Raw genomic sequence first — 25,944 nt, 5'->3', positions numbered from 1 at the left:
CTTAATCCTGAAAATATTCCGGGTGACGTTCCCGCGCATCGGCGAGGGTCTGGTCAAGGCGACAGATGTGCAGGCGGATCAGGCGTTCCATTTCACTGGCGTCATGCTTCTGCAGCATCTGATAAAGCTGCTGATGATCCTGGAAGATTTCATACATACCGCGTTCGGTGGACAGGCTTATCAGACACAGCCTGTCGACATGGGTTTTGCTGTCAGCAATGGTGTCGAATGCAAATTCGCACTGTGCCGTGGCGCAGATGAGATTGTGAAAGTCATAATCAAGGTCATGAAATTCCAACATCTGGCCAGCAGATAATGCGCTTTCCTGGGCCTTGAGATTTTCCTCGAAACCGGCCTGGAACGGATTGCCCTCGATTTTGCAGGCAAGGCGGATGACTTCCACCTCCACTGCAACGCGCAAAAAGCGTGCATGGAGAATTTCGCGTTCGGAGATTTTCCGGACAAGCGTTGCTTTCTGGGGCCGGATTTCCAGCAATTTCATCTTGCTGAGCCGGATAAAGGCTTCCCGCACCGGTTGGCGTGACACTTCAAACTGATTGGCAAATTCAATTTCGGAAATTCTGGTGCCGGGCGTCAGCCGCAGTGAGATGATTTCGGAGCGCAATTGTTCAAAAATGTCGTCCGCAGCCGTGCGTCTTTCAAAATTGCGTTCAATCGTCTGGAAGTTCATGGAAAGCCCTGTGATACGTCTTTGCACCAACAATATGGCTGAAACCCTTTGATGGCAAGAAACGGCGAATAATGTCCCAAACTTTCGATCGACGCTCTTGGTGTGCCGGTTTTATTTCTTAGATTCAGAATATGGTTTAAGGTAAGACTCGCACCAGACTTCAAAATGGCACAAATCATTGGCCATAGCAGGAGCACATTGTGTCGGACACTTCTCGCAAGGACATTCATAATTCGGACCTTCCCATTATCTGCCGCTCCTGCGAAGCGCGGCACAAGGGTATTTGTGGCGCTTTGAAACCGGATCAATTGTTGCAACTGTCAAAGCATACGAACAAAACCAGCCACACGCCGGACACTGAATTGCTGGCCTCGGGTGAAGAATCGCATCATTATTCCAATGTCATCAAGGGCGTTGTGAAGCTGACAAAACTGATGGCGGATGGACGCCAGCAGATTGTTGGCCTGCAGTTTTCACCGGATTTTCTGGGGCGGCCTTTTCGCAAGCAGAATGATTCCTATGCCGAGGCGGCGAACAATGTGCATCTGTGCTCATTTCCGCGCAACGTGCTGGATAATATGGTCAAACAATCACCGCAACTTGAACACAGGTTGCATGAGCAAGCCCTGAAGCAACTTGATGAAGCGCGCGATCTGATGCTGACACTGGGCCGTAAAACGGCCAATGAAAAGGTCGCGACTTTTCTGCATATGATTGCCATCCACAATGATCCGGAGCTGGAACATGAGGATCAGAAAATCGAGTTCGAATTGCCTTTGAAACGAGCGGATATTGCCGATTTTCTGGGACTGACAATTGAAACAGTCAGCCGCCAGATGACAAAGCTGCGGAAAGCCGGGATCATTGATATCAAAAACAACCGGACAATTCTGGTGCCCAGACTTGAGGCACTTGAGGATGCCTGTGAAGCGCAATAGGCGGATAGGGTGATCCTAAACCGCTTTTGAATATTGCGCTGTTTCCCGGTGGTAATATGCATCAAAGCCGGATGCTACGATGCGGGTAAAGGCGCGCGCTTCGCGTGGGATGCTGAGCATATTGTCAGAAAACTGGCAAAGACCAAACTGGTCCTGCGCTGCCAGTTTTGTAGCTTCTTGTCTGTAGCCTTGCAGCAGGGACTTTTCCTGCCTGCCGCTGAAACGTTGTTCCAGCGTGTCAAAGCAAATGCGGAAGTCGCACATCAGCCGTTCAATGATGTGGGCGCGGATTTTATCATCGAGGCTGAGTTCCACGCCCTTGTCGGTCGGCAATCGCCCATTGGCAACACAGTCCTGATACTGGCCTGTTGCCACAAGATTTTGAACATAACCACCTTCGAAGCGACCAATCGATGAAGCGCCAAGACCGAACAGGGTTTTGCAATTGTCAGTCGTATAGCCTTGAAAATTCCGATGCAGATTTCCGCTTTGGGCGGCAAGGGACAGCGCGTCATGGGGTTTGGCAAAATGATCAATGCCAATGGCATGATAGCCGGCATCCTGCAGATAGTGTCCGGCCATTTCGGCCTGCTCAAACCGCATCAGATTGTCCGGCAGGTCGGCCTCGTTGATCAATCTTTGATGTTTCTTGAACCAAGGAATATGGGCATAGCCAAACAGCGCCATGCGATCCGCCTCAAGGGCGATGCATTTTGACAATGTGTCACGCAAGCGATCTGTCGATTGCAATGGCAGACCGTAAAGCGCGTCAACATTGATTGAGCCAATGCCAATCTGGCGCAAACGCTGCACGACTTTTTGTGTCTGCTCAAAGCTTTGCGGTCGGTTGATGGCGGCCTGAACATCAGGGTGAAAATCCTGAACGCCAATGCTGGCGCGGGTTACGCCAAGTGCCAGCAGCCCGTCATACATCTCGTCATTGGCGTCCGACGGATCAATCTCAATGCTGATTTCGGTGTCCGGCTCGAATTGAAAAACTTCAGCCAGATCAGCCCGCAGATCGGCCATGTCCTGCTGTTTCAGAAGACTTGGAGAGCCACCGCCCAAATGTAGGCTTTTCAGCCGGGGCCTGACTGGCAGCCGCTGGGACAAGAGCCGTATTTCCTGGCTGAGATAAGCCAGATATCCCTTGATCGGCGCATATTTCAGCGTGTGTCTTGTGTGACAACCGCAGAACCAGCAAAGCCGGTCACAAAAGGGAATATGGATATAGACGGAAACCGGGTCGCCCGCAGGCAGATCGCGTAACATGCGGTCCATCAGTGCCGGTCCGGCACCGGCCTGGAATTGAGGTGCCGTCGGGTAGCTGGTGTAACGGGGAACAGATGCCTTATGGGTCGCCAGAACGGCTTTATGGTCAATAGCTGTGGGCTGTTTCACTGGGGATCATTGTCCTTGGCCAAAAGGGGCAAGAGATGCTCTTGCTCAAATGCGATATGTCTGCGCATGCCCTCAAAGAAGCCGCGCAGCATGTAAGAAAGCTTGTCAATATTGGCGAGCTGGTTGCTCGCCAGTTCTTCCAGCGCATCAACAATCTCATTGCAGTAGCTTTCATCTTCACAATGTTCGGCGTGAAGCCGGGTGAGGATGGGTTCCAACTCAGGATGTTTCTGACCGTCGGACAACAACAGCGGGAACAGATATTCCTCTTCGAATTTATGTGAAACCTGGACAATTGGTTGAATGTTTTGAGCTGCAAGGCGGCAATTGTTGCGGCTGACATTGTGCGGCAGCGAATCCGCTATATCTTCCAGCAGAGCGCACAAGCCAAGTTGGCTTTTGAAATTCCTCGCCAGTTTCTGGCGAATTTCAGTTTCCGACAATTGCTGGGTCTCTTGACCGTTTGTCGAGGAAAAACGGGTGTCTGGACTTTCTCCATTCCCGCCAACGGTTTGCGGCATACCGCCTGCTCCAAAGTTCATTTAACTGAGAGCAGACTGCAGTCAGACAAGCACCGTCACCTTGATCCAGATCAATGCACGGAGTTGCCGGGGCTTCTAGCAAATTCAAGCATCAGGTATTGCAGGCATCGGCATGCAGAAACTCCTGATGTTTGAATTCGTCAGAGGTAAACATCATGCGATATGCAACACCCGCCATTGTGTGCGGATTGGCCACGCTTATAGCTTTCATGGCCGTCGGGTTTGGCCAGGATGATCAGTTTCGGGCCCATATGTGGGTCCTGGTTCTGGTCATGGGCCTGGCCACAATTGTGCTTATGCGCCGAGTGCAATTTGCACCATCCGGCAAAGCATTCGCCAAAATCGAAATCGATCAGAGCGCCTATATGGATGACGTCATCCGCTATGGGGTGATCGCAACGACGTTCTGGGGCGTTGTTGGCTTTTTGGTTGGCGTGGTTGCAGCGTCGCAATTGGCTTGGCCGGTTCTGAATATTGAGCCATGGCTGAACTTTGGCCGGTTGCGGCCAGTGCACACATCTGCAGTGGTTTTTGCCTTTGGTGGCAATGCGCTGATCTGTACGGCGTTTTATGTTGTTCAACGCACATGCCGCGCACGGTTATGGGGCGGAAATCTCGCCTGGTTCGTGTTCTGGGGCTATCAGTTGTTCATCGTCATGGCAGCAACCGGCTATTTGCTGGGCATCACCCAGTCAAAGGAATATGCCGAGCCGGAATGGTATGTGGATTTGTGGCTGACGATTGTCTGGGTCGCGTTTTTGCTGGTGTTCCTCGGCACTCTGGTCAAGCGCAAGGAGCCGCATATTTATGTCGCTAACTGGTTCTTCCTGTCCTTCATTGTCACGGTTGCCATGCTGCATCTGGTCAATGGATTGTCCATGCCGGTGTCTTTGTTGGGTTCCAAAAGCTATTCCGCTTTTTCAGGGGTTCAGGATGCGCTGACCCAGTGGTGGTATGGCCATAATGCGGTGGGCTTCTTCCTGACCGCCGGCTTTCTGGGGATGATGTATTACTTCGTGCCCAAACAGGCCAATCGACCAATCTATTCCTATCGTCTTTCAATCATCCATTTCTGGGGTCTGATCTTTCTCTATATCTGGGCCGGACCTCACCATTTGCATTACACCGCGTTGCCGGACTGGGCGCAAACACTGGGTATGGTGTTCTCCATCATGCTGTGGATGCCGTCCTGGGGTGGTATGATCAACGGTCTGATGACCCTTTCCGGTGCCTGGGACAAGGTGCGGACTGATCCGATATTGCGGATGATGGTTATTTCCCTGGCGTTTTACGGCATGTCGACCTTCGAAGGTCCGATGATGTCGATCAAATCCGTCAATTCCCTGTCTCACTACACCGACTGGACCATTGGTCACGTGCATTCCGGTGCGCTGGGCTGGAACGGCATGATCACATTTGGTGCGCTGTATTTCCTTGTGCCCAAATTGTGGGGTCGGACACGGCTTTACTCCATGCGCATGGTCAACTGGCACTTCTGGCTCGCGACCCTTGGCATTGTTGTCTACGCAGCGGTGATGTGGGTCTCCGGGATTACCCAGGGTCTGATGTGGCGCGAATATGATTCACAGGGTTACCTGGTCTACTCCTTCGCGGAGAGTATTGCGGCCATGCACCCCTATTATGTAATGCGCGTATTTGGCGGCGTTCTGTATCTGGCCGGTGGTCTGATCATGGCCTTCAATATCTTCATGACGATTAAGGGCAAGCTGCGGGACGAGGTGCCTTTGGCCGATAGGTCTCCCACGTCTGGTGAACTCAAAGCCGCCAGCCCGGCCGAATAGGAGATAGAACAATGTCATTTTTGAGCAAACATAAAGTCCTTGAGAGAAATGCATCTTTGCTGTTGGCTGGGTCGCTTCTGGTGGTCACCATTGGCGGTATCGTCGAGATTGCACCTCTGTTCTATCTGGAAAACACCATCGAAAAAGTGGAGGGCATGCGGCCCTACACACCGCTGGAACTGGCCGGGCGTAACATCTATCTGCGGGAAGGCTGCTATACCTGCCACAGTCAGATGATCCGGCCTTTCCGTGATGAGGTGGAGCGCTATGGACATTTCTCTCTGGCGGCTGAGTCCATGTATGACCATCCGTTCCAGTGGGGCTCCAAACGGACCGGGCCAGATTTGGCACGCGTCGGTGGCCGCTATTCCAATGAGTGGCATGTGCAGCATCTGGTGAACCCGCAATCGGTTGTTCCAGAATCCATCATGCCATCCTACGCCTTTCTGGAAGAAACCCGGCTGAACGTCGAGAACCCTTCAGCACATCTTGTCGCCAACCGCCGGGTGGGCGTGCCCTATAGTGATGAGATGATCGAAAATGCGGCCAGGGACCTGGCCGATCAGGCTGATCCTGATGCGGATACAGATGATCTTATTGAGCGTTATCCAAAAGCGGTTCTGGGTGACTTTGACGGAAACCCGGCGCGACTGAGCGAAATGGATGCCCTTGTATCCTATCTGCAAATGCTCGGTACGCTGGTGGATTTCTCGGCCTATGAGCCGGAAAAAAACGAGCGATAGGAGGCGATCATGGAATCAACATATCAGTCCATGCGGACATTCGCAGACAGTTGGGGATTGCTCTACATGTTTGTGATTTTTGTAATCGCAGTGCTGTGGACCTTCCGGCCCGGCTCAAAGAAACACAGTGAAGATGCGGCCCGCATCCCTTTCAACGAGGACGAGAATCATGGCCGAAAATAAAGAAATTGACGAGTTCTCTGGTGTTGAGACAACGGGCCATGACTGGGACGGCATCAAGGAATTGAACAACCCACTGCCGCGCTGGTGGCTGTGGACCTTCTATGCCACGATTGTGTTTTCTATTGGCTATACGATTGCCTATCCGGCCTGGCCCGGTATTTCGGGCGCCTCAAAGGGGCTGCTGGGTTGGTCCAGCCGGGCCAATGTCAGCGCGGATCTTGCCGCTGTTGAAGCCTCTCGCTCCGCCTTTGCGGAGAAGATCCTCAACATGGAACTGGCGGAGATCGAGGCGGATGCGGATCTGCTGCAATTTGCCATTGCAGGTGGTAGTTCGGCTTTCAAGGTCAATTGCTCGCAATGCCACGGGGCGGGAGCCGCCGGTGGTGGCGGCTATCCAAACCTTCTGGATGATGATTGGATCTGGGGCGGTGATGTGGAGCAGATTTATCTGACACTGCTACACGGCATTCGCTACGATGCTGACGATGATACGCGGTTTTCTGACATGCCGGCCTTTGGGGCCGACGAAATACTGGAGCGCAGCGACATTGTCGATGCGGCCTGGTATGTGCGACAGTTTTCCGGTCAGGAAAGCGATGCCGAAGCCGCCCTTCGGGGCCAGACTGTTTATGAGGATAACTGCGCTGCCTGTCATGGTGACAGCGGTGAGGGGGACCCCGAACTTGGTGCGCCTAACCTCAGTGATGCAATCTGGCTTTATGGTGGCTCTCATGCGGACATCGTTGCCCAGATAGTCAGACCGCAACAAGGTGTGATGCCGGGTTGGGCTGGTCGTTTGAGCGAAGCCACAACCAAACAGCTGGCTGTTTATGTTCACAGTCTTGGCGGTGGTGAATAGGCCAGAAATTTCAAAATCTGCTATCATGCATCCCGAGGCAATGCCTCTGGATGCATGATGCTTTTGAGGTTTGTTTTTGAATGGGTTTTGCGGCGTTCAGCTTGATTTGGATCAAGGCTGAAATCGGCGCAAAGGCGCATATGTTTGAAACATCCAGCTGGCCAGAGATCACATGAGCAACATTGGAACACTAGACGACCCCTCAGACCCTCAGGAACTCTATGCGGCGCGCAAGAAAATCTTTCCCAAGCGCGCCACGGGTGATTTTCGGCGGCTGAAATGGATCATCATGATCGTCACTTTGGCGATCTATTATGTGACGCCCTGGCTGCGCTGGGACCGGGGCCCCTACGCCCCGGATCAGGCGGTTCTGGTGGATGTCGCCAATCGCCGGTTTTATTTCTTCTTCATCGAGATCTGGCCCCAGGAATTTTACTTTGTCGCCGGTATGCTGGTGATGGCCGGCATTGGGTTGTTTTTGGTGACGTCTGTGGTTGGCCGCGCCTGGTGCGGCTATACCTGCCCGCAAACGGTCTGGACCGATCTGTTTCTGGTGGTAGAGCGTTTCATGGAAGGGGACCGTAATGCCCGCATGAAGCTGGATGCCGCACCCTATACTTTTGACAAGCTTCGCAAGCGGGTGATCAAACATGTCATCTGGGTGTTGATTGCCGTTGCCACAGGCGGCGCCTGGATTTTCTATTTTGCCGATGCGCCAACTTTGCTGGTGGAGATGTTTACCGGCGAGGCCGCGTTTGTGGCCTATGCAACGGTTGGTGTGCTGACCGCCACGACCTATATTTTTGGCGGCCATATGCGTGAGCAGGTCTGCAATTACATGTGCCCCTGGCCACGCATTCAGGCGGCCATGCTGGATGAAGATTCGCTTGTTGTCACCTATAATGACTGGCGCGGTGAGCCACGCACACATGGACGTAAAAAGGCTGCAGCTGCAGGCGATCCGATGGGCGATTGTGTGGATTGCAGTGCCTGTGTCGTGGTGTGCCCTGCCGGCATTGATATTCGCGAAGGTCAGCAGATGGAGTGCATTACCTGCGCTCTGTGCATTGATGCGTGCGACGATATCATGGGCAAGCTTGGCCGGGAAAAAGGCCTGATCTCCTACTCAACCCTGAGCGATTACAACACCAATATGGCGCTGGCCACCGAGCCGGGTACGACGACGATCAATCCGGATCGGATACGTGATGAAAACGGGTTCATTGACGGCATTCGCCGTTTTGACTGGCGCATCTTTTTGCGGCCCCGTACGCTTTTGTATTTCTCGGTCTGGGCGCTGATCGGCATTGGCCTGTTGACCGCACTTGTCTTGCGTGACCGGCTGGGCGTCAACGTGCAGCATGACCGCAATCCGATTTTTGTCCAGATGAGCGATGGTGGCATTCGCAATGGCTACACGGTCAAGATTTTGAACATGGTGCAGGAACCGAGGGTCATCTACCTGTCCCTTGAGGGGCTGCCCGGGGCCACCATGTCGATCAATGGTCTGGACCAGCCGGATGGTGTGTCCTTTGCAGTGCCGGTCGAGCCAGACAAGCTCCGTGCCCTGCGCGTTTTTGTGCGCCAGCCTGCTTCCCATGTTGAGGGCGGGTCTACTCAATTCAATCTGATTGCAGAGGACAAGCAGTCAAATGAGATGGATATCTATGAAGCCGTCTTTGAAGCACCGGAGGTCAAGTGATGTTGTCCATGAAACGCGTTTTTAATCCAGATGAATTTACCGGCTGGCATATGTTCGGTGTGATGTGCCTGTTTTTCGGAACCATCATTTCCGTCAACATGTTTTTGGCCTATTCCGCAGGATCTACATGGACCGGACTGGTGGTGAAGAATACCTATGTAGAAAGTCAGCACTTCAATGCCAAATCGGCTGAATATCAGCGTCAGGCAGAGCTGGGCTGGCATGCGGAGACCAGTTACTCTGACGGTGTGTTTTCTCTTGCGCTGACAGACTTTGCCGGGGACCCTGTGCAGCAAAGCGAAGTAACTGTGGGTCTTGGCCGGCCTGTGCATGAAGGCGATGATCGCAGTCTGGAAATGCAGCCTTCGAATGCCGGTGGCTACACGGTTGAAACAGATCTGGGGGCCGGTATCTGGGAGGCTCAATTGATTGTCTCTCAATATGGTATCGTTGCCTGGAGCCGGATCATTCGTTTTGAAGTCGAAAGCTGACGCGATGAGCTGTTGTGGCGCGCAGGAAAAGTCTGATATCGCCGAAGAGGCGGGCGCAGAACTTGCGCAGCACGATGCGTTGCTTCACGCCGGTGAGGCTTTGCCCAAAGGCGGTTTCAAATTCACATTTTCAGTGCCATCCATCCACTGTGGCGGGTGCATCTCCAAAATAGAGCGGGCCTTGTCGCCTTTGCCGGGGGTGGACACAGCGCGGGTGAATCTGACCTTGAAACGGCTCAGTGTGGTGGTGGGTAGGCAACGCGACATCATTCCAGTTGAAAACACTCTGACGCGTCTTGGCTTTCCGGCTGTCCCAATCGAGCCTGGTGATGTGAGTGAAGCGGAAGGCGCTAAAAAAGCCTCCTCTTTGCTGAAGGCTATGGCTGTTGCCGGCTTTGCTGCCAGCAACATCATGTTGCTGTCCGTCTCGGTCTGGTCGGGTGCAGATGGTCCGACCCGTGATCTGTTCCATTTGATTTCTGCACTGATTGCCATTCCCGTGGTGATTTATTCCGGACAGGTGTTCTTTCGCTCGGCCCTTGGGGCGTTGCGCGGCGGGCATTTGAATATGGATGTGCCAATTTCGCTGGCGGTTCTGCTGGCGCTAGGCATGAGCCTGTTTGAGACCTTGACCGGGGGTGCGGATGCTTATTTTGATGCGGCGGTTACCCTATTGTTCTTCCTGTTGATCGGGCGTTATCTGGATCAGAATATGCGGGAGCGGGCGCGCAAATCCGTTGTCAGTCTCAGTCGGTTGTCCGCCAAGGGCGCAACCCGTATCGAAGAGGATGGCAAGCTGGTCTATGTGCCGCTTGATGCCATTCTGCCCGATATGAATTTGCGGGTTTTTCCCGGGGACCGCATTCCGGTCGACGGGACTATTTTGCGGGGCGGCAGCGACCTGGATCGATCTCTTGTCACAGGCGAGAGCGCCCTGGTGCCTGCCGCAGCCGGTGATGAAGTTGAGGCCGGTACGCTGAATGTCACCGGATCGCTGGATCTGCTGGTGAGCAAAACGGCAAATCAATCCTTCCTGTCTGAAGTCATGAAAATGCTGGAAGCTGCCGAAAATGGACGCGGCGGCTTTGTGCGCATTGCCGACAGAATGGCGCGTATCTATGCGCCGGCCGTGCATCTGCTGGCGCTTGCCGCTTTTATTGGCTGGCTGATCATCTCTGGTGGCGACTGGCACCGGGCGCTGACAATTGCCATTGCGGTTCTGATTGTCACCTGTCCCTGTGCTTTGGGTCTGGCTGTGCCGGTGGTGCATGTGGTGGGCGCAACGCGGCTCTTCCAAAACGGTATTTTGATGCGCGATGGGTCGGCGCTGGAACGGCTTGCTGATGTCGATCATGTCGTGTTCGACAAGACCGGCACCTTGACCATGGGGAACGCCAGTGTGACGCCATTTGCAAAGATGGGCGCGCAGGACCGGGCCCGCATTAAAACTCTGGCCAGCAACTCCTCGCATCCGGCTTCAAAGGCAATTGCCCATCTGTTGCGCGATGCGCCGGACCTTGGCACCCAAAGCGTGGTGGAAAAACCCGGTTTTGGTGTGGAAGCCAGGATTGACGGGACACTGATGCGGCTTGGCCGTTCGGACTGGGTGGCGGAGATTGCAACGCCAAGGGATGAAACGCCAAACGGCTACCCCCTCAGCTTTGCATGTGCTGACGCTGCGCCCGTCTGGTTTGCGCTGGAGGAAACCATGCGGACCGGGGCACAGGATGCTCTGGGCGCTTTGCAACAGCAAAACATATCCAGCGAAATTTTGTCCGGTGACAGCGTGGTGCCGGTGCAGCGGATAGCAGATCAGCTTGGAATTGAGCATTTCGGCGTTGGTGAGACACCGGCTTCCAAATTTGCCCGCATCAATGAATTGCAGGCCTCGGGGCGCAAGGTTCTGATGGTCGGCGATGGCATTAATGACGCCCCCAGCCTTGCGGCAGGTCATGCCTCGATAGCGCCCGCCAGCGCATCGGATATTGGCCGACAGGCCGCAGATTTTGTGTTTACCCGCGACAGTCTTGAAGCTGTTCCATTTGCCATTGGCATTGCGCGGCGTGCCGGGCGTCTGGTGCGGGGTAATTTTGCGTTGGCAATTCTGTATAATTGCATTGCCGTGCCGCTTGCGATGGCAGGATATGTGACGCCTTTGGTAGCCGCTATTGCCATGTCGGCTTCCTCAATCATTGTGGTTGCCAACAGTCTCAGATTGCTGGGGGACAAAGGTCTGCGCGCGCAAACCGCTGCTCTTGTCAGCAACAGGCCGCGATGGATGCGGTCCACAAAAACGCTGGGGGCATCTGCATGAATCTTCTGATATTCCTCATTCCAGTTGCGCTTGGCCTTGGCCTTTTGGGTCTCGGCGCTTTTTTGTGGAGCCTGCGGACCGGCCAGTATGATGACCCGGAAGGGGCTGCAGAACGTATTTTACAGGATGATGATGACCCTCTTTGAGGTGCAGATCTGAATTTTTTCAGACTGGCTGCCCGCGAATCCTGGCTTTGAATACTTTGGGCTCATATGTTTTTTGCATTTATTTCAGCTACTTCATCCCGTATCTCTTTGACATTTCAAGATTTGACAAATAAATTTCAGCTATCAGGAATTTATTTGTCAAACAGCGTCTGGTAAATGCGCGGGATGAAACGCTGCAACAGTGTTGCAGAGCTATGCCAAAGGCATGCGCCGTTTCTGCGTACCGCTCCACGATGCCTATGACGGTCTTCTGTGCCCTGTGACGGTGGCCAAAGCGGCGACCTGATTGCATGGAAGAAACTCACTTAACTGAAATTCGGACCGTTTTTTTGGACGGACAGGCTTTTTGAAGAAAGTCAGGCTATCGCACGTCCAGAAGCCAAGTTTTCAGAGCATTCAGATAAAGGGCACTTCGATGGAAAAACGAATTATCAGCGGCACCGACCTGGAGGTTTCCGTAATCTGTTACGGGCCGATGCGTATTGCGCAGAGCCAAGACGATCCAGACCTGCCAGTACACTTGCGTGCAATGCATGCCGCAATTGATCATGGCATAAACTTCATTCACTCAAGTTATGAATATGGCGTGCGCTGGATGATGCATGAGGTCTTGAAGGATCACCCGGAGCGGCACAATTTGCTGCACGTCATCAAGGCACCGGTGCCTGATTGGGACGACCCGGATTTTGATGCTGCCAAGCTTGAGCTGATCATTGATGATGCCCTGCGCGATCTGTGCACCGACCGTATTGCCATGGTGCAGTGGATGTGGCGCTGTCGTCCGCATGACGAGGAACACAGACTTCCCCTGTTGGCCAACATTCACGATAAGGTTGCTGAAACCTTCGAGCAATTGCGCCAGAAGGGCAAGGTTGGTCATCTGGCCTGTTTCCCGTATTTCCCCGAAAGCGCTGCCACGGCCATGGCGCATCCGGCTGAAGAAGCCCTGATTGCCTATTACAATCCGCTGGAGATGGAAATGTCGCCGGTGATCGACACACTGAATGATGACGGACGGGGCTTTCTGGCCATCCGCCCGCTCTATGAGGGTGTGCTGACGGACCGTTATGCCAGTCATGCGGACGTGCCAGAGGGGCATCGCCTGGCCAAAGAAAAATATGCCGATGCGTTTAACGCCCGGCAGAAACTGGCAGAGGCGATTCCTGAAGCAGCTGACGGCATGACCCGCTTTGCCATACGTTTTCCGCTGATGTCAGCCAATTGCGCCAGTGTCATCGTGGGGCTCAACAGCGAAGAACAGGTCGTTGAAATCTGCGATCACGTGGCGGGCGTAACACCCGACCCGGACACTGTTTCACGTGTCCGGGCGCTTATGGGCCATTGAGAGACCATTGAAGCACAAATGAGCCCCCATAGGACTGACCCGCAGTTCTATGGGGGCATTGTGCCATCGGACACTTGTCAGGTTGTGTTACCTACAATCAGTTCCACATCGATATCGATCTTTTGAGATACATTTTTGCCCTCAATACAGTCCAGCAAACAGCGTGCCGCCGTATCACCGATTTTCCAACGGGGCGTGTCGATCGTCGTTAGTTCAGTTGATATCAACTTTCCTATGGATGAGCCGTTGAAGCCAGCAACGGCGATTTGTTTTGGCACTGATATTCCTGCGCGGTGCAAATGAGTCAAACCGCCAATTGCAAGAGAATCATTGAGGAAGTAGATCGAATCCAGATCGCCGGCGCGGGCCAGTAAGTCTCGTGTGCTCTGCAAGCCGAAGGATGGTTCACGATTACCGTCTTCGACAATTTCCGCAGTCACGGTCAAACCATGCTCCTGAAGCTGGTTGCAAAACCCCTCATAGCGTCTTGCTGCACACACATCTTTGGTATGCTGTGAGCCGACATAGCCAATTTTGCGAAAACCTTTTTCAAAGAAATGTCGTGCCATCATCCGGCCTGCTTCAATGTGCGAAAACCCGACATTAAAATCAAATTCCGGAACATCATTGTCCCAAATCTGCACAATTGGACAAGGCTTTGCCGCAAGCAATTTGTCTGTTGAAGTACTGTGAGCGATACCGCCTGTCAGGATCATGCCCGATGGTTGCCAAGGCAGCATGGTGCGAATGAGTTCCTCTTCGATATCGGTGTGGAAATCCGAGGCACCGATGAACGTATGCATGCCGGCGCCTGTCAGGACGGTGTTGATGCCGCCCAACACCTCACCAAACACATTGTTCCCCAGCGATGGAATAATAACGGCGACCATCAAATTGGTTTGAGAACTCAAGGAGCCAGCGATCAGATTTGGCAGATACCCTAATTCTGCAATGGCTTCATGCACGCGATTGCGCGTTGGGGCAGATATGCTTCCTGTCTGACGGATAACTTTGGAAACTGTCATTGTGCTGACATCCGCCAGCTTGGCGACATCTGACAGAGTGATTTTTTTGGTTTTTCCAATACCCGACAAACGCCCGCGCTTTGCGGAACCGTTTTTCCTAATATTCATAAAGTGCCCGTATCAGGTGACCCGAAAAACGGGCTTTTGATATCATATCGGGTATTGGGATGTCGGTGCAAAGACATGTGTTTTACCTAGGGTATGAACGACGGGCGCGGAAGTTGCGGTTAAGCTTAAAAAATGCAGCAGACAAAAAGGATTGCCACCTCTGCAATAACAAAGACACAATCAGATGCAGTCTGACAATTGTCCGATAGACTATACGGCTCGGCTCAATCCAAACCTGCTTCCACCCGGTGGCAGGTAATGGAATGACCTGCATCATTGGTTACCAACCGTTTTGGCTCGTTGGTCTGACATATTTCTCCCAGATAGCTCTGGCACCTGGGATGAAAGGCGCAACCGGACGGCGGATTAACTGGCGATGGAACTTCCCCGCGCAAAATGATCGGGTCGTGGGCCTTATCAACCCTCAAGGGAAGGGCGGCAGATAAAAGCGCCTGAGTATAGGGGTGTTGCGGCGCATCAAACATTTGGTCTGTGGGACCATTTTCCACCAGTTTTCCCAAATACATGACGGCAATCTGATCAGCCATAAAACGCGTGGTGCCCAGATCATGTGCGACCACAACATAGGAGCAGCCAAATTCCTGTTGCAGGTCTTTGAAGAGATTCATGATCTGCGAGCGGATTGACACATCAAGCGCGGACACCGGTTCGTCCAGAATAATCAGTTTTGGCTTGGCGACAATGGCGCTGGCAATTGCGATCCTCTGGCGCTGACCGCCGGAAAACTCATGCGGGAAGTTCTTGGCCTGCTCAGGACGCAAGCCAACCGCAAGCAGTGCTTCATCAACGCGCTTCGTCAGCTCACCTTTGGTAAGATTCTGGTTGATGACCAAAGTCTCGGCGACAATATCAAACACACGCATACGCGGGCTGAGCGACGCCCATGGATCCTGAAAGACTGCCTGTACATTGGTTCTGAACGTGCGCAAATCCGCGCCGGTCATCTCCCCGACATCCTTGCCTTCAATAATGACCTGTCCTGCTGTCGGCGTCAGAAGTTTCAGCAACATGCGCGCCAGTGTGGTCTTGCCACAGCCGGATTCCCCAACAAGTGCCAGTGTTTTGCCGTGCTCCAAATTGAAGCTGACATTGTCCACTGCCCGCACAATGGCTTCATTCCCGCCGAACAGCCCGCGAGAAATGGGGAAATGCTTGGTCAGTCCCTTAACGTCCAGAATGTGTTGCAATGTCATAATGTGCGCTCAACTTTCCAGCACTTTGCCAAATGGCTTTCCGCACCACTCAGGCCTTGTGTTTCTGGCGGTGCCTGTGACCTGCAAATATCATCAGCGTGAGGGCAGCGAGGAGCAAAGCTGCATCCGGTTTTCCCGGCAAACAGGGATGGAGGTTGGCCCTCAATGGCATACAGACGATCAACCTTTTTGTCGACGGATGGTACGGAGTTGAGCAAGGCTTCGGTATAGGGGTGCGACGGGGCCTCGAAAACATCTTTTACGGTTCCGGATTCAACAATTTTCCCCGCATACATAACCACCAGTTTGTGACAGAGATTGGCGACGATCCCCAGATCATGGGTGATGAACACGATCGCCATGCCGGTTTCTTTTTGTATCTCCTGCAACAAGTTCAGATATTGCAACTGGATCGTCACATCCAGCGCTGTCGTGGGTTCGTCAGCGATGATTACCTTGGGCGCGCCGGCAATGGCAATTGCCCCGACAATGCGCTGTTTCATGCCACCGCTCATCTGGTGCGGATAAGCGCTGATCCGTCGTTCGGCATCAGCCACGTTGACCTTCTTCAAAGCATCAATTGCCCGTGTGAGCAGTGAGCCTCGCGGTGCCGTTGGGTCCGTAATGCGCAGGGCTTCAATGACCTGATTGCCGACAGTGTAAACGGGATTGAGCGATGTATGAGGATCCTGCAAAATCATGCCAATTTCGTTGCCACGTATCGCAGTCATTTCCCTGGCGGTCTTTCCAACCAGATTTTCGCCGTTCAGCCAAACTTCTCCGCCTTCAATGCGGCCAATAGGGCTTGGCAGAACTTGCATGATGGAAAGGGCCGTCATGGATTTGCCGCTGCCTGACTCCCCGACAATGCCCAACGTTTCTCCAGCCCCAACGGAAAAGCTGACGTCATCAACAACGGACACGGATTGAGTCGAAAAATTCAGTGTCGTATGCAGGTTTTTTACTTCCAGAACGGTGTTGTCAGTCATGTCAGACCTGCCTCAACTTTGGGTCCAGCCAATCACGCAAACTGTCACCCAGCATGTTGACACACAGAACTGTCAGCAAAATTGCCATGCCGGGAAAGAACGAGATCCACCAATTTGAAATAATCAGCTGACGACCATCGGCAACCAGAAGACCCCATGCCGGGGTCGGTCGGGGGATGCCAATTCCCAGAAAGCTGAGTGTCGCCTCCAATATGACAACAACACCGATCTGCAGGGTTGCCAGTACCACAATCGTATTGACGATATTGGGCAGAATATATTTGCGCAAAATACGAAAATCCGAGGCTCCGGCCACACGTGCCCGTGCCACAAAATCACGTTCCCGGAGGCTCAGCGTTTCTGCTCTTACCTGGCGCGCAAAATATCCCCAGATGACGAAAATAACGACAAAAATAACCAGTTGAAAGCTCGGTCCTGACACAGATGCCAATGCCAGCGCCAACAAGATGCTTGGCAGTGCAAATGTGATATCCACAATGCGCATGATGATGATGTCGACCCAGCCACGCATGTACCCTGCAAGCAACCCCAGAATGGTGCCGACAACAGCGCCGAGCAAGATGCCGGCCAATGAGATGACAAGTGCATATTTTGCACCATGCAGGATGCGGCTAAGGACATCCCGGCCCAGACGGTCAGTGCCGAAAATGAACTCGGACGTGCCACCAAAGAACATCGGTGGCACCAACCGGTCCCGCAAATGAGCCTTGTAAGGATCGTACGGAGCAATAAAATCCGCGAACAATGCCGGGATGATCAGAACTGCCATCAGGATGATGATAGGTATGATTGGCAATCCGCCAAAACGCTTCTGTTTTCGAGCCATGCGATGATTGCTCCTTTAACTATACCGAATGCGCGGATCAATGACCGCGTATAAAACATCGACCAGAAAATTTGCGAAGAGAAAGAATACAGCGAAGAACAGCACCACCGACTGGATGACCGGAAAGTCCCGACCGCGAATGGCATCGATGGCCAGCAATCCGGTGCCGGGCCACGCAAAAACCGTTTCAATGACAACAGACCCGGTGAGCAGCGATCCGGCGAGCACACCAAAATAGGTGATGGGTATGATTGCTGCATTTCGAAAAGCGTGTTTCCAGATGACCCACGGTTCCGACACGCCCTTGACCCTTGCAAGCTTAATGTATTCCGCATCCAGGACTTCCAGCATGGCAGAACGGGTCAACCGCGTCAGCGCGGCAATTTGAAACCAGGCCATGGAGACTGCTGGCAAAATCATGTGTGACAATCCGCCATAGCCCGATGTTGGAAACCAGCCCAAAGTCACAGCAAAAATCCACATCAGGACGATGCCAAGCCAGAACGCGGGAAGTGACTGCCCGAGAAGAGCGATAATATTTGCAGCGGTATCAAAGATGCTGTTCTTTTTGACAGCGCCCAGAACACCAAGGGGAATGGCGACAACGAGACTGATGAGCATGGCAAGGCCGCCCAGTTTCAGTGTTGCAGGCAATCGCTCCACCACAACTTGCGCTGCTGTGCTGCCCTTCCATTTTGTCGAGTCGCCAAAATCGCCGACAGCTGCATTCTTGAGAAAGGTAAAATACTGAACGTGATAGGGCCGGTTCAGACCCAGATGCTCGGTCAGAGACTCAATCTGCTGCGGAGTTGCGTCATCCGGCAGAAGGGCGTCGACCGGACTCCCGGTCAAATGGCTCAGACTGAAAACAATAACCGTTATGACCAACAGCGAAGCAATCAGTTGAGAAAGTCGCGTTAAAAGGAAACGAAGCATTCACACGTCCTTCAAAGCTAATTTGCAGGTCGAGTCCCGGGCAAAATCATGCCCGGAACTCGGTGTCAGAACCGCCTATTTAGCGGGCGTAATTGATGAGAAATGACTCACCCCGACCGAGGTGGCACCAGGAAAGACCCAGCTGCCAACAGTCTCAGGATTCACGATCACTTCGGCAGAAATGCTCGCAAGAGGCGCGACTGCGTATTGCTCAAACACCTGGGTGAATATAGCTCCCGCCAGTTTGTCACGTTCCGCAGGATCAATTGATACAGAATATTGTGCCATCAGTTCTTCAATGACCGGGTCCTCATAATTGTTCTTTGGACGACCCATAGCCGAGTAGTAGTTGCGGATACCAACAGCACTTGGTTTCACCGGAAGGTTACGCATGGGGTGGAACATCTTGGCGCTGCGCTTGGAACGCAATCCACCAAGGCTTGCCCAATCCATTTCAACGATCTCGGTTTGGAAGCCCGCCTCATCGAGGAAAACCTGCATCAATTCAGCCATGGCCGGGAATTCCGGATTGCCTGCAAGTGTAGACGACAGGATCGGAATAACCGGATTTGAGAATTTCTCAGGATACCCGGCGTCTTTCATCAGAGCCCGCGCTTTTTCCAGATCATAGCCGTAGGCACCTTCGAACCGTTCTGCCAGTTCCGGAACATACCCTTCGTGGCGCGGATCCATGCCGAAGACAGGAAGAATGTCGGCTCTGCCATCATAGAGAACATCAATCATGGTTGGGCGATCAATCGACCGATTTATGGCTTCACGAATTCTGATGTCGATCCAAGGAAGAGTTTTATCCAAACCTTCATCGCCCGGCGTCAGGAATGCACCGTTGAACAGCATTGTTGTCTGGTTCGAGGCGTTTGTGGATTGTATCGCCTGGAAACCTGCGTTGAGTGCATCGCCTTGCAATTCCCGTGGCAAAATCACGATGTCAGCTTCCTTGGCAAGAAGTTTTGCCAATGTGGTTGCCGGTTCTGCAATGAATGTCAGCTCAAGACGGTCGAACTCTGCATCATTACCAGACCAGTGATTTTCAACTTTCTCAAAGGTCAAGCCCTGACCAACAAGGCGTTCAACATATTGCAATTCGGCAGTTCCGGCAGGTTTGGCATCATAGCCCTCAAGCCCTTCAGCATCGAACTGGGCTTTGGAATAGATGACCAATGATCCACGTCCGCCATGAACAAACAGAAAATCCACTTGCGGTTTTGGCAGTGTGAATTTGACGGTGTGATCATCAATGGCTTCTGCAACAGCGCCTTCGAGCTGGCTGATCCCGTTTAGTGTCGTATCCGGCCCAGTATGAAGCTCCAGGCTGTGGATCACATCTGCGGCGGTAACCGGACCCCAACCGAAATGAAACTCGGCAGCTGGTTTCAGCTTGAAAGTCCATTCGGTAAAGTCATCATTATGCGTCCAGCTTTCAGCCAGACTGCTACTGTCATAAATCCCGGTTTTCGGGTTGTGCCCGACCAGGCCTTGCATGGACGGCCCGAGCGCAAAGTCACCCGGAGTGTTCCAATATCGGTTTGTTTCAACGGCTGGCGGACTCATGACCATTTTAATGGTTTGAGCCAGCGCAGATGTCGAACTAAGTGCGGCGAAAGCCAACATGGCTGACACGCCAAATGTAGTAATCTTTCTATGAAGCACAGCATCCTCCCAAAGAGCAATTTGCTTGTTTAAATTCTGCGGTGAATTTCCATGATGCAAAACTTCACACCCATTCACCCGGAAAATGATATCGATATCTCTATTGATATTCCTAAAGGTTAGCGATAACCTAATTTACGGTAGAGAAACAAATTCGTTTCGTCAACCGGTCACAAAATTCCTGATTTTCATCACATGGAAAGCTCAAAAAATGCGAATAATGATCGTTGGTGCGGGCGCTATTGGCGGCTTTCTTGCGTGCCGTCTACACGAGGGCGGGCATGACGTCAGCGTTGTTGCAAGAGGTCCGCATTTGGACGCGATCAAGGCACAGGGCCTGCGTTTGCGAAGTGTGGACGCTACAGAAATAACGGTTCATCTCAATGCAAGTGACGCCCCTGAAACACTGGGGCCCCAGGATTTGATTATCACCACCGTCAAGGCCCCTGCGCTGCCGGACATCTTACAGAAAATCCGTCCGGTGATAGAAGTTGGCACACCCGTGATCACCGCCATGAATGGTGTTTTTTGGTGGTATGGACACGGATTGGACATCTCTGGTTCAGCGCCGGATACATCTCGTCTTGACCCCAATGGCACCATTGCAGCCATGCTTCCTATTGAGCAGACAATGGGCGTGGTGATTCATTCAACAAATGAAGTTGTAGAGCCGGGAATCATACAAAACCGGAGCAGCAAGAACAGATTTGTGCTGGGTCCGGCAACGGCTGAAGCAAGTCACCTGGCAGCAGAACTTGCCGCGCAGCTTACAGTACCCGGTGTGCTGTTTGAAACAGACGCAAACATACGCCTGACCATGTGGCGAAAATTGCTGCGCAATCTGTCAACGGCACCGTCATCGGTCCTGACAGGTGGCGAAGCCTACGACATATTGAATGACGATCATGCAAGAAATGTCGCACGAGCCCTGTTTCTGGAAGGGGCTGCTGTTGCAACAGCGCATGGATTTTCGGGTTTGGAAGGCGATGTGGAACACGTATTCAAACGGGGAGGCGGCGCCCGTCAAAAACCGTCCATGTGTCAGGATTATGATCTGAAACGCCCGATGGAAATCGACAATATTTTGCGTATTGTGCAGGATTTCGCAAGGCAAAGCGGCGTGAAGACACCAACTCTGGATACTGTGGTTGCGCTGGTTATCTTGCGCGCGCGACTGGCCGGTTGCTACCCGGCCCAGGACCTGCAGCAGCCAGAAAATCCGTAAATCAACTCGCAATCCGGGCAATAAACAATCGTCCGAAGCCTATTGCAAAAGTGAATTTTCTGGCTGAAAACTTTTGCAAATCATCACACGTCCAAGCAGCTATTTTGAAAGGAATTCAAGTATGAGTGGCCATCGCAAGTCAATTATCATAACGGGTGGAGGCAGTGGCATTGGCCGAAGCTGCGCAGAATTATTTCTCAAAAGTGGCTACAGGGTTGGCCTGATCGGGCGGCGTCCTGGCCCTATGCAGGAGCTCGCTGCCGGGGATGATAACGTACTGGTTCTGGCATGCGATGTAACAGATCCGGATTCTGTGCGCGCGTCCTTTGACAAAGCCTATGAGCACTGGGGCCACATTGACGTATTGTTCAACAATGCCGGTCTGAGCAAAAAATCACAGACGATTGATCAGGTCTCAACAGAGGACTGGCTGGAGGTGGTCAATGTCAATCTGACCGGCGCGTTCTTCTGCGCAAGGGAAGCCTTTCGCATCATGCGCCAGCAGAAGCCGCAAGGCGGACGCATCATCAACAATGGCTCCATTTCCTCGCAAGTCCCAAGGCCGGGATCAGTAGCCTACACCAGCACAAAAAGTGCGATAACGGGCCTCACGCGTACACTCTCGCTGGACGGGCGACCCTTCGATATCGCCTGCGGACAGATTGATATCGGCAATGCGCAAAGCGATATGACAGCGCGGATGTCAGGTGGTGTTCCCCAGGCAGACGGATCGTTAAAGCCGGAACCTACAATGGATGTCGGCAATGTGGCGTCGTCTGTTTTACACATGGCAAATCTGCCGCTTGATGCCAATGTGCTGTTTATGACGGTCATGGCCAATCAGATGCCCTTTGTCGGCCGCGGTTAGGCTGGCAAGACCACAAACCGCAGTGGCGACTGTGAAATCAATCAGCCGCCGCTGTTGTAAACCGGACCTTGATTAAAAGTGGCGAGAAAGCCGGTATAGGGCGCAGCACGGCAGCACGTGGACATGCGGCGCATCTGGCAAGCTGGCTAGGTTGTATCACCTTCAATAAGCTGAAGCGTCGAGCGGTAAAACTGGCCTTCCACATCGTCAGTCAACAGGGCCAGCAATTTTTCCCCAGAGACTTTGCCAATCTCATATTTCGGCACATCCACTGTCGTGAGTTTGGTCCGAATGGAAAATTTCTGCATGGAGCCGTTAAATCCGGCAATAGCCACATCTTCGGGCGCAGACAGGCCCTTGTCGGCAAGATATGACAGCCCTCCCACAGCCATTGGATCATTCAGGTAATAAATGGCATCAATATCAGCGGCTTTGGAGAGGAGCCGATGGGTCAGGATTTTACCTGATTCCGGTTGGCGTGGAATGTTGTCATCCGTCTCAACCTCAACCGAAATTCCCGCTTCTGACAGCCTATCCCGAAATGCCCGGAACCGCTGAAATGCACATACGTCAATTGATAATTCGGCACCAACATATGCCACTTTTTTGAATCCTTTTTTGATAAAGTGGTCAGCGATTATCTGGCCGGCTTCAATCTGAGAAGGGCCTACATGATAGTCAAAATCCAGGTGATCGGTGTCCCAGACCTGAAGGATTGGACAACTGCGTTTCTTCAACAATTCGGAAAGTTCGGGCTTATGATGAATTCCTCCGGTCAGAATGATCCCCGCCGGTTGCATTGCCAGCATTGACTTGATGACTTTGAATTCTTCTTCGGGGTCGAAAAACGACTCGCCAATAGTTGTGAAGTAACCTCTTGGACGGAGTACGGAATTGATCCCGCTTAGTATCTCGCCAAAGACCAGGTCATTCACTGACGGAATGACGACCGCGACCATTGAACTGCGCTGGTTTCGAAGTGAACCGGCAAAAATGTTAGACACGTAGCCAAGTTCTTCAGCGGCGCTTTTAATGCGTTCCTTGGTATCAGGTGATATTCTGGAAGACCCGGTCATAGCACGCGAAACTGTCATTATGCTGACACCCGCGCGTCTTGCGACGTCGGTTTGGGTCGCATTTCTTGGCTTGGAGCCGAATGTGTTCGCCAAAATATCACCTTACATTCAGTTGGTTCAAAATCGAGGGAGAATGCGATCGACCCTGATACCAGCCCAATGAAGCTGAGTGGCAATAAGACCCATTTTATCGTCCGGCCTCGACTCTATTCCTTTTAATATCCTGAGGCAAAACAAACCTTGGAGCCAAATAACGCTACATCAACGGAAAGTGCTCTGCACGAAACACAGTGTGAAACACCTCTCCGTCAAACATGTCTATAAGTGCTTTTGATTTCTCCCGGCTGTCAAAACGTTCAGGAGAATTCAAGGCTGCATCTATGGCCTCGCGCGAGTCGAATTTGATCGCAATCACCAATTCCATTGGCATATCCGGGTTATCGCTTTCAACCTCGCGCATGACACGTACTTCCTGCGCACCTGGAAATGCGCGCCATGTATCGGTCAGGACCTCGCTGATATAGGCGTCAAATTTCTCCTGATATCCGTCCCTGACCTTGCCTTTGAAAAAAGCACATCGAATAAACATCACTTCCTGCCTTCCGTTTGATCAACTTCTTCTGCAAATTTTACCAGGTCGGATACAAATTCGTCCGGAAACTCCGCTTGCAAAGAGTGCCCGCCATCGGAGTATTCCGCAACTTTTGCGTTGGGAATTCTCTCTAAAATGTCGTCCACATCCTTTTGAATTCTGAAAAGCCGGTCATGCAGGCCAACAAAAACCAACGCCGGTATCGTGAGTGTTTCCCAAGGAAAATCCCAATCCGCCTTGTTGACGCCATCGGCCAGGCGGCGGCGAGGATGATCTGCAGGCCAGGGCGTATAACCTTCTTCGGGAAGGTGCGTTTCCCGCATTTTCTCAAGTTCCGCCGCACTTGAAAGCACGGGACGCAATACATCATACACAAGTGGCATGCCGCCCATGGCAATCAATCGCGCTTCAAGAGTGTTTATCCATTCGACCTGCGCATTCGACTTTCGAAGCGTGTTTATAAGCGCAATTGCCTCTGCATTCGCGCCTTTTTCCAAGGCTCTGACACCGAACAGCCCGCCAATCGACAGACAACACATAATGGGCCGCTGAGGCTTCTGATCATCCAGCACATGCACAATATCCGAAACAATTTCTTCAGGCTCCAGCCGTGCATCAGACCCATAAAGTGTTTCACCTTGCCCGCGATAGTCGAAACTCAGCGTCCCGTAACCCCGGGCGCGAAGGGCAGGCGCAATCCTGTCTTCCCAAGCACGGGTTGTGGCCCCCATGGAATTCAGGAAAACAAATGTTTGTTTCCCCTGTGAAGGTGCTTGGTGGATGACGTGAATCTGATTTTTTTCATCTATTTTGACGAATTTTGGAGCGACAGAGCTCATACGATATCCCTTGTAAATTGAGTTCTTAACACGGTGGTTTCCCTCGTTTCAGCTTCTCTGTGAGCAAGCCGTTTGAAGGCAGCCCGATCAACTAGCGTGATATATATCCAAAAAAACAATTTGACATATTTTTTTTAAGATGCTGTGTTAACGTTAACATGATGGAGTGTCATGGTAAACACAGCAATCTAAAAAATATTTATGAAATGGGAGGAAGTTTAAATGAATAACATATCTTCATTTATGGCAAAAAGTTCGTTTGCCTTATGTATTGGCGCGTTTGCGTCGACGGTTTCTTTTGCCGAAACAATAGAAATGACTTACGCGCATTCGGAAAATCCGAGTTCAACAACAGCCGCCATCGCCTTTGAGGCCATCGTTGAAGGCAAGTCCGGCGGAGAAATTCAGGTCAACCGCGTCATTCATGGAGCTCTTGGGAGTGATCGTGATGTTGTGGATCAATTGCGCCTGGGTGAACTTGAGTTTTATGTCGTTGGTGTACACGGCCTGAACGGCATTGCCCCGAATTTTCAGCTTTTTGATGCACCATTTGTCTTCAAGGATCGCCGTGAGTTTTACGGGTTGATGCAGGACAAAGAGCTTGTAAGTTTTGTCAATGACTACCTTTTGGAAGCATCAAACAACACCGTTCGCTTCTTTGGCGCTGCCGAAAACTCAGTGCGTAACCTGTATTCAAAAGCAGGTCCGATCCGCACACCGGCAGATCTGAAAAACGTCAAATTGCGCGTACCACCAGGCCCGCTTAATATTGCTGTCTGGCAAGGCCTTGGTGTCGGCAGTGTTGTTGGCCTCTCGGGTTCTGAGCGAAATCAAGCCTTACAAACGGGCCTGATTGATGGTGTTGAAGGCAGCCTTTCCGGCGCGGTTGGCAATGGACATCTGGACATTCTGGATCATGTCTCGTTTACCGGCCACAGTTTTTCTTACATGGCTTACCTGGCGAACAATGATTTCTGGAACGGATTGTCTGACGAACACCAATCCATCTTGAAAGAAGCGATTGACCTGTCAATCATCGTTCAAAATGGTTCGGCGATGTCGGAAGAATTTGCTGCCATCGAAGAGCTGCAGAAAAAGGGCACAACCATCACAGTTCTGTCTGCCGATGAAAAAGCAGCATGGCAGGAAATTGCCTATCCTGTTGGCCAGAATTTTGTGAAAGAAAATGTAGATGCGGACTTCACATCTACAGTGATCAATGCGCTCGAGCGTGTGAGAGCAAATCTGGATTGATGCCATAAAGCTCATTAATCATCCTTGATCCCGTGGCCCATTAATTGGCCACGGGATCAAGGCCTGCCGCCAGATCAAGTCGAATAAACCTGGACCAGCCGCTACCGGATCATAGCCTGTGT

25 protein-coding genes are annotated in these 25,944 nt (G+C 52.2%); 13 read left to right on the top strand and 12 right to left on the bottom strand.

What is annotated here, in order from left to right; translation table 11 throughout:
* Window position 1: 1 nt before the first annotated feature.
* Window positions 2-691, bottom strand: coding sequence for a GntR family transcriptional regulator (locus tag RAL91_RS00855; RefSeq protein WP_306259091.1), 690 nt, complete (start codon window positions 689-691; stop codon window positions 2-4).
* Window positions 692-891: 200 nt separating this feature from the next.
* Between RAL91_RS00855 and RAL91_RS00850 the strand changes: the two genes are divergently transcribed.
* Window positions 892-1,629, top strand: a complete 738-nt coding sequence (locus RAL91_RS00850) for a Crp/Fnr family transcriptional regulator (protein WP_306259090.1) — start codon at window positions 892-894, stop codon at window positions 1,627-1,629.
* 15 nt (window positions 1,630-1,644) lie between these two features.
* Here RAL91_RS00850 and hemN read toward each other — a convergent pair whose 3' ends face one another.
* Window positions 1,645-3,030 carry an oxygen-independent coproporphyrinogen III oxidase gene (hemN, locus tag RAL91_RS00845; protein WP_306259089.1) on the bottom strand — a complete coding sequence of 462 codons (1,386 nt, stop codon included), beginning with the start codon at window positions 3,028-3,030 and terminating at the stop codon, window positions 1,645-1,647.
* Window positions 3,027-3,551 (bottom strand): hemerythrin domain-containing protein, encoded by a 525-nt coding sequence (locus RAL91_RS00840; protein WP_306259088.1) that lies wholly within the window; start codon window positions 3,549-3,551, stop codon window positions 3,027-3,029. The genes hemN and RAL91_RS00840 overlap by 4 nt, the downstream gene beginning before the upstream one ends.
* 176 nt (window positions 3,552-3,727) lie before the next feature.
* Here RAL91_RS00840 and ccoN point away from each other — a divergent pair, with 176 nt between their 5' ends.
* The 9 genes from ccoN (at window position 3,728) to RAL91_RS00795 (ending at window position 13,178) form a co-directional block, all read left to right on the top strand.
* Entirely contained in the window at window positions 3,728-5,374 is a 1,647-nt protein-coding gene (gene ccoN / locus RAL91_RS00835) for a cytochrome-c oxidase, cbb3-type subunit I (RefSeq protein WP_306259087.1), read from the top strand.
* An 11-nt stretch (window positions 5,375-5,385) separates the two neighbouring features.
* A complete protein-coding gene (ccoO, locus tag RAL91_RS00830; RefSeq protein ID WP_306259086.1) occupies window positions 5,386-6,117 on the top strand; it encodes a cytochrome-c oxidase, cbb3-type subunit II in 732 nt (243 codons plus the stop codon).
* Window positions 6,118-6,126: 9 nt separating this feature from the next.
* Window positions 6,127-6,300: a cbb3-type cytochrome c oxidase subunit 3 gene (locus RAL91_RS00825; RefSeq protein WP_306259085.1), complete on the top strand. Its 174-nt coding sequence runs from the start codon at window positions 6,127-6,129 to the stop codon at window positions 6,298-6,300.
* Window positions 6,287-7,159: a cytochrome-c oxidase, cbb3-type subunit III gene (gene ccoP, locus RAL91_RS00820; protein WP_306259084.1), complete on the top strand. Its 873-nt coding sequence runs from the start codon at window positions 6,287-6,289 to the stop codon at window positions 7,157-7,159. The genes RAL91_RS00825 and ccoP overlap by 14 nt, the downstream gene beginning before the upstream one ends.
* A 172-nt stretch (window positions 7,160-7,331) precedes the next feature.
* On the top strand, window positions 7,332-8,861 hold the full coding sequence (gene ccoG, locus RAL91_RS00815; RefSeq protein WP_306259083.1) for a cytochrome c oxidase accessory protein CcoG: 1,530 nt from the start codon (window positions 7,332-7,334) through the stop codon (window positions 8,859-8,861).
* Between the two features lie 8 nt (window positions 8,862-8,869).
* The gene (locus tag RAL91_RS00810) at window positions 8,870-9,352 is read left to right on the top strand and encodes a FixH family protein (RefSeq protein ID WP_306259082.1); all 483 of its coding nucleotides are present in this window, start codon (window positions 8,870-8,872) and stop codon (window positions 9,350-9,352) included.
* A complete protein-coding gene (locus RAL91_RS00805) occupies window positions 9,336-11,666 on the top strand; it encodes a heavy metal translocating P-type ATPase (protein ID WP_306259081.1) in 2,331 nt (776 codons plus the stop codon). Before RAL91_RS00810 ends, RAL91_RS00805 begins: the two co-directional genes overlap by 17 nt.
* A complete protein-coding gene (gene ccoS, locus RAL91_RS00800; protein ID WP_306259080.1) occupies window positions 11,663-11,812 on the top strand; it encodes a cbb3-type cytochrome oxidase assembly protein CcoS in 150 nt (49 codons plus the stop codon). The genes RAL91_RS00805 and ccoS overlap by 4 nt, the downstream gene beginning before the upstream one ends.
* A 436-nt stretch (window positions 11,813-12,248) precedes the next feature.
* Window positions 12,249-13,178 carry an aldo/keto reductase gene (locus tag RAL91_RS00795; protein WP_306259079.1) on the top strand — a complete coding sequence of 310 codons (930 nt, stop codon included), beginning with the start codon at window positions 12,249-12,251 and terminating at the stop codon, window positions 13,176-13,178.
* A 77-nt stretch (window positions 13,179-13,255) separates the two neighbouring features.
* Here RAL91_RS00795 and RAL91_RS00790 read toward each other — a convergent pair whose 3' ends face one another.
* The 6 genes from RAL91_RS00790 to RAL91_RS00765 all read right to left on the bottom strand — a co-directional run bounded on the left by RAL91_RS00790 (window position 13,256) and on the right by RAL91_RS00765 (window position 19,968).
* Complete coding sequence (locus tag RAL91_RS00790) at window positions 13,256-14,311, bottom strand: LacI family DNA-binding transcriptional regulator (protein ID WP_306259078.1); 1,056 nt, start codon at window positions 14,309-14,311, stop codon at window positions 13,256-13,258.
* 224 nt (window positions 14,312-14,535) lie between these two features.
* Window positions 14,536-15,525, bottom strand: coding sequence for an ABC transporter ATP-binding protein (locus tag RAL91_RS00785; RefSeq protein WP_306259077.1), 990 nt, complete (start codon window positions 15,523-15,525; stop codon window positions 14,536-14,538).
* Window positions 15,522-16,514: an ABC transporter ATP-binding protein gene (locus RAL91_RS00780; protein ID WP_306259076.1), complete on the bottom strand. Its 993-nt coding sequence runs from the start codon at window positions 16,512-16,514 to the stop codon at window positions 15,522-15,524. The genes RAL91_RS00785 and RAL91_RS00780 overlap by 4 nt, the downstream gene beginning before the upstream one ends.
* A 1-nt stretch (window position 16,515) precedes the next feature.
* Window positions 16,516-17,361, bottom strand: coding sequence for an ABC transporter permease (locus RAL91_RS00775; protein ID WP_306259075.1), 846 nt, complete (start codon window positions 17,359-17,361; stop codon window positions 16,516-16,518).
* Between the two features lie 15 nt (window positions 17,362-17,376).
* Window positions 17,377-18,297 carry an ABC transporter permease gene (locus RAL91_RS00770; protein ID WP_306259074.1) on the bottom strand — a complete coding sequence of 307 codons (921 nt, stop codon included), beginning with the start codon at window positions 18,295-18,297 and terminating at the stop codon, window positions 17,377-17,379.
* A gap of 75 nt (window positions 18,298-18,372) precedes the next feature.
* Window positions 18,373-19,968 carry an ABC transporter substrate-binding protein gene (locus tag RAL91_RS00765; RefSeq protein WP_306259073.1) on the bottom strand — a complete coding sequence of 532 codons (1,596 nt, stop codon included), beginning with the start codon at window positions 19,966-19,968 and terminating at the stop codon, window positions 18,373-18,375.
* 211 nt (window positions 19,969-20,179) lie between these two features.
* On the opposite strand from RAL91_RS00765, the gene RAL91_RS00760 reads away from it, so the two are divergent.
* Entirely contained in the window at window positions 20,180-21,193 is a 1,014-nt protein-coding gene (locus RAL91_RS00760) for a ketopantoate reductase family protein (RefSeq protein WP_306259072.1), read from the top strand.
* A gap of 121 nt (window positions 21,194-21,314) precedes the next feature.
* On the top strand, window positions 21,315-22,061 hold the full coding sequence (locus tag RAL91_RS00755; protein ID WP_306259071.1) for an SDR family oxidoreductase: 747 nt from the start codon (window positions 21,315-21,317) through the stop codon (window positions 22,059-22,061).
* A gap of 146 nt (window positions 22,062-22,207) precedes the next feature.
* Here the strand turns inward: RAL91_RS00755 and RAL91_RS00750 are convergent, their stop codons facing one another.
* From RAL91_RS00750 to RAL91_RS00740, 3 genes are all read right to left on the bottom strand, one after another.
* A complete protein-coding gene (locus RAL91_RS00750) occupies window positions 22,208-23,230 on the bottom strand; it encodes a LacI family DNA-binding transcriptional regulator (protein ID WP_306259070.1) in 1,023 nt (340 codons plus the stop codon).
* Window positions 23,231-23,393: 163 nt separating this feature from the next.
* Window positions 23,394-23,726 (bottom strand): antibiotic biosynthesis monooxygenase, encoded by a 333-nt coding sequence (locus RAL91_RS00745; RefSeq protein ID WP_306259069.1) that lies wholly within the window; start codon window positions 23,724-23,726, stop codon window positions 23,394-23,396.
* Window positions 23,726-24,568 carry an alpha/beta fold hydrolase gene (locus tag RAL91_RS00740; protein WP_306259068.1) on the bottom strand — a complete coding sequence of 281 codons (843 nt, stop codon included), beginning with the start codon at window positions 24,566-24,568 and terminating at the stop codon, window positions 23,726-23,728. Before RAL91_RS00740 ends, RAL91_RS00745 begins: the two co-directional genes overlap by 1 nt.
* A 222-nt stretch (window positions 24,569-24,790) precedes the next feature.
* On the opposite strand from RAL91_RS00740, the gene RAL91_RS00735 reads away from it, so the two are divergent.
* Window positions 24,791-25,822 (top strand): TRAP transporter substrate-binding protein, encoded by a 1,032-nt coding sequence (locus tag RAL91_RS00735; RefSeq protein WP_306259067.1) that lies wholly within the window; start codon window positions 24,791-24,793, stop codon window positions 25,820-25,822.
* The last annotated feature ends 122 nt before the right edge of the window (window positions 25,823-25,944 follow it).

It is taken from the genome of Pararhizobium sp. IMCC21322 (genome assembly GCF_030758295.1).
Classification (GTDB): Bacteria; Pseudomonadota; Alphaproteobacteria; order Rhizobiales.
Note: the sequence above shows the minus strand (reverse complement) of the source record. Positions and strands in the feature narration are given on the sequence as shown.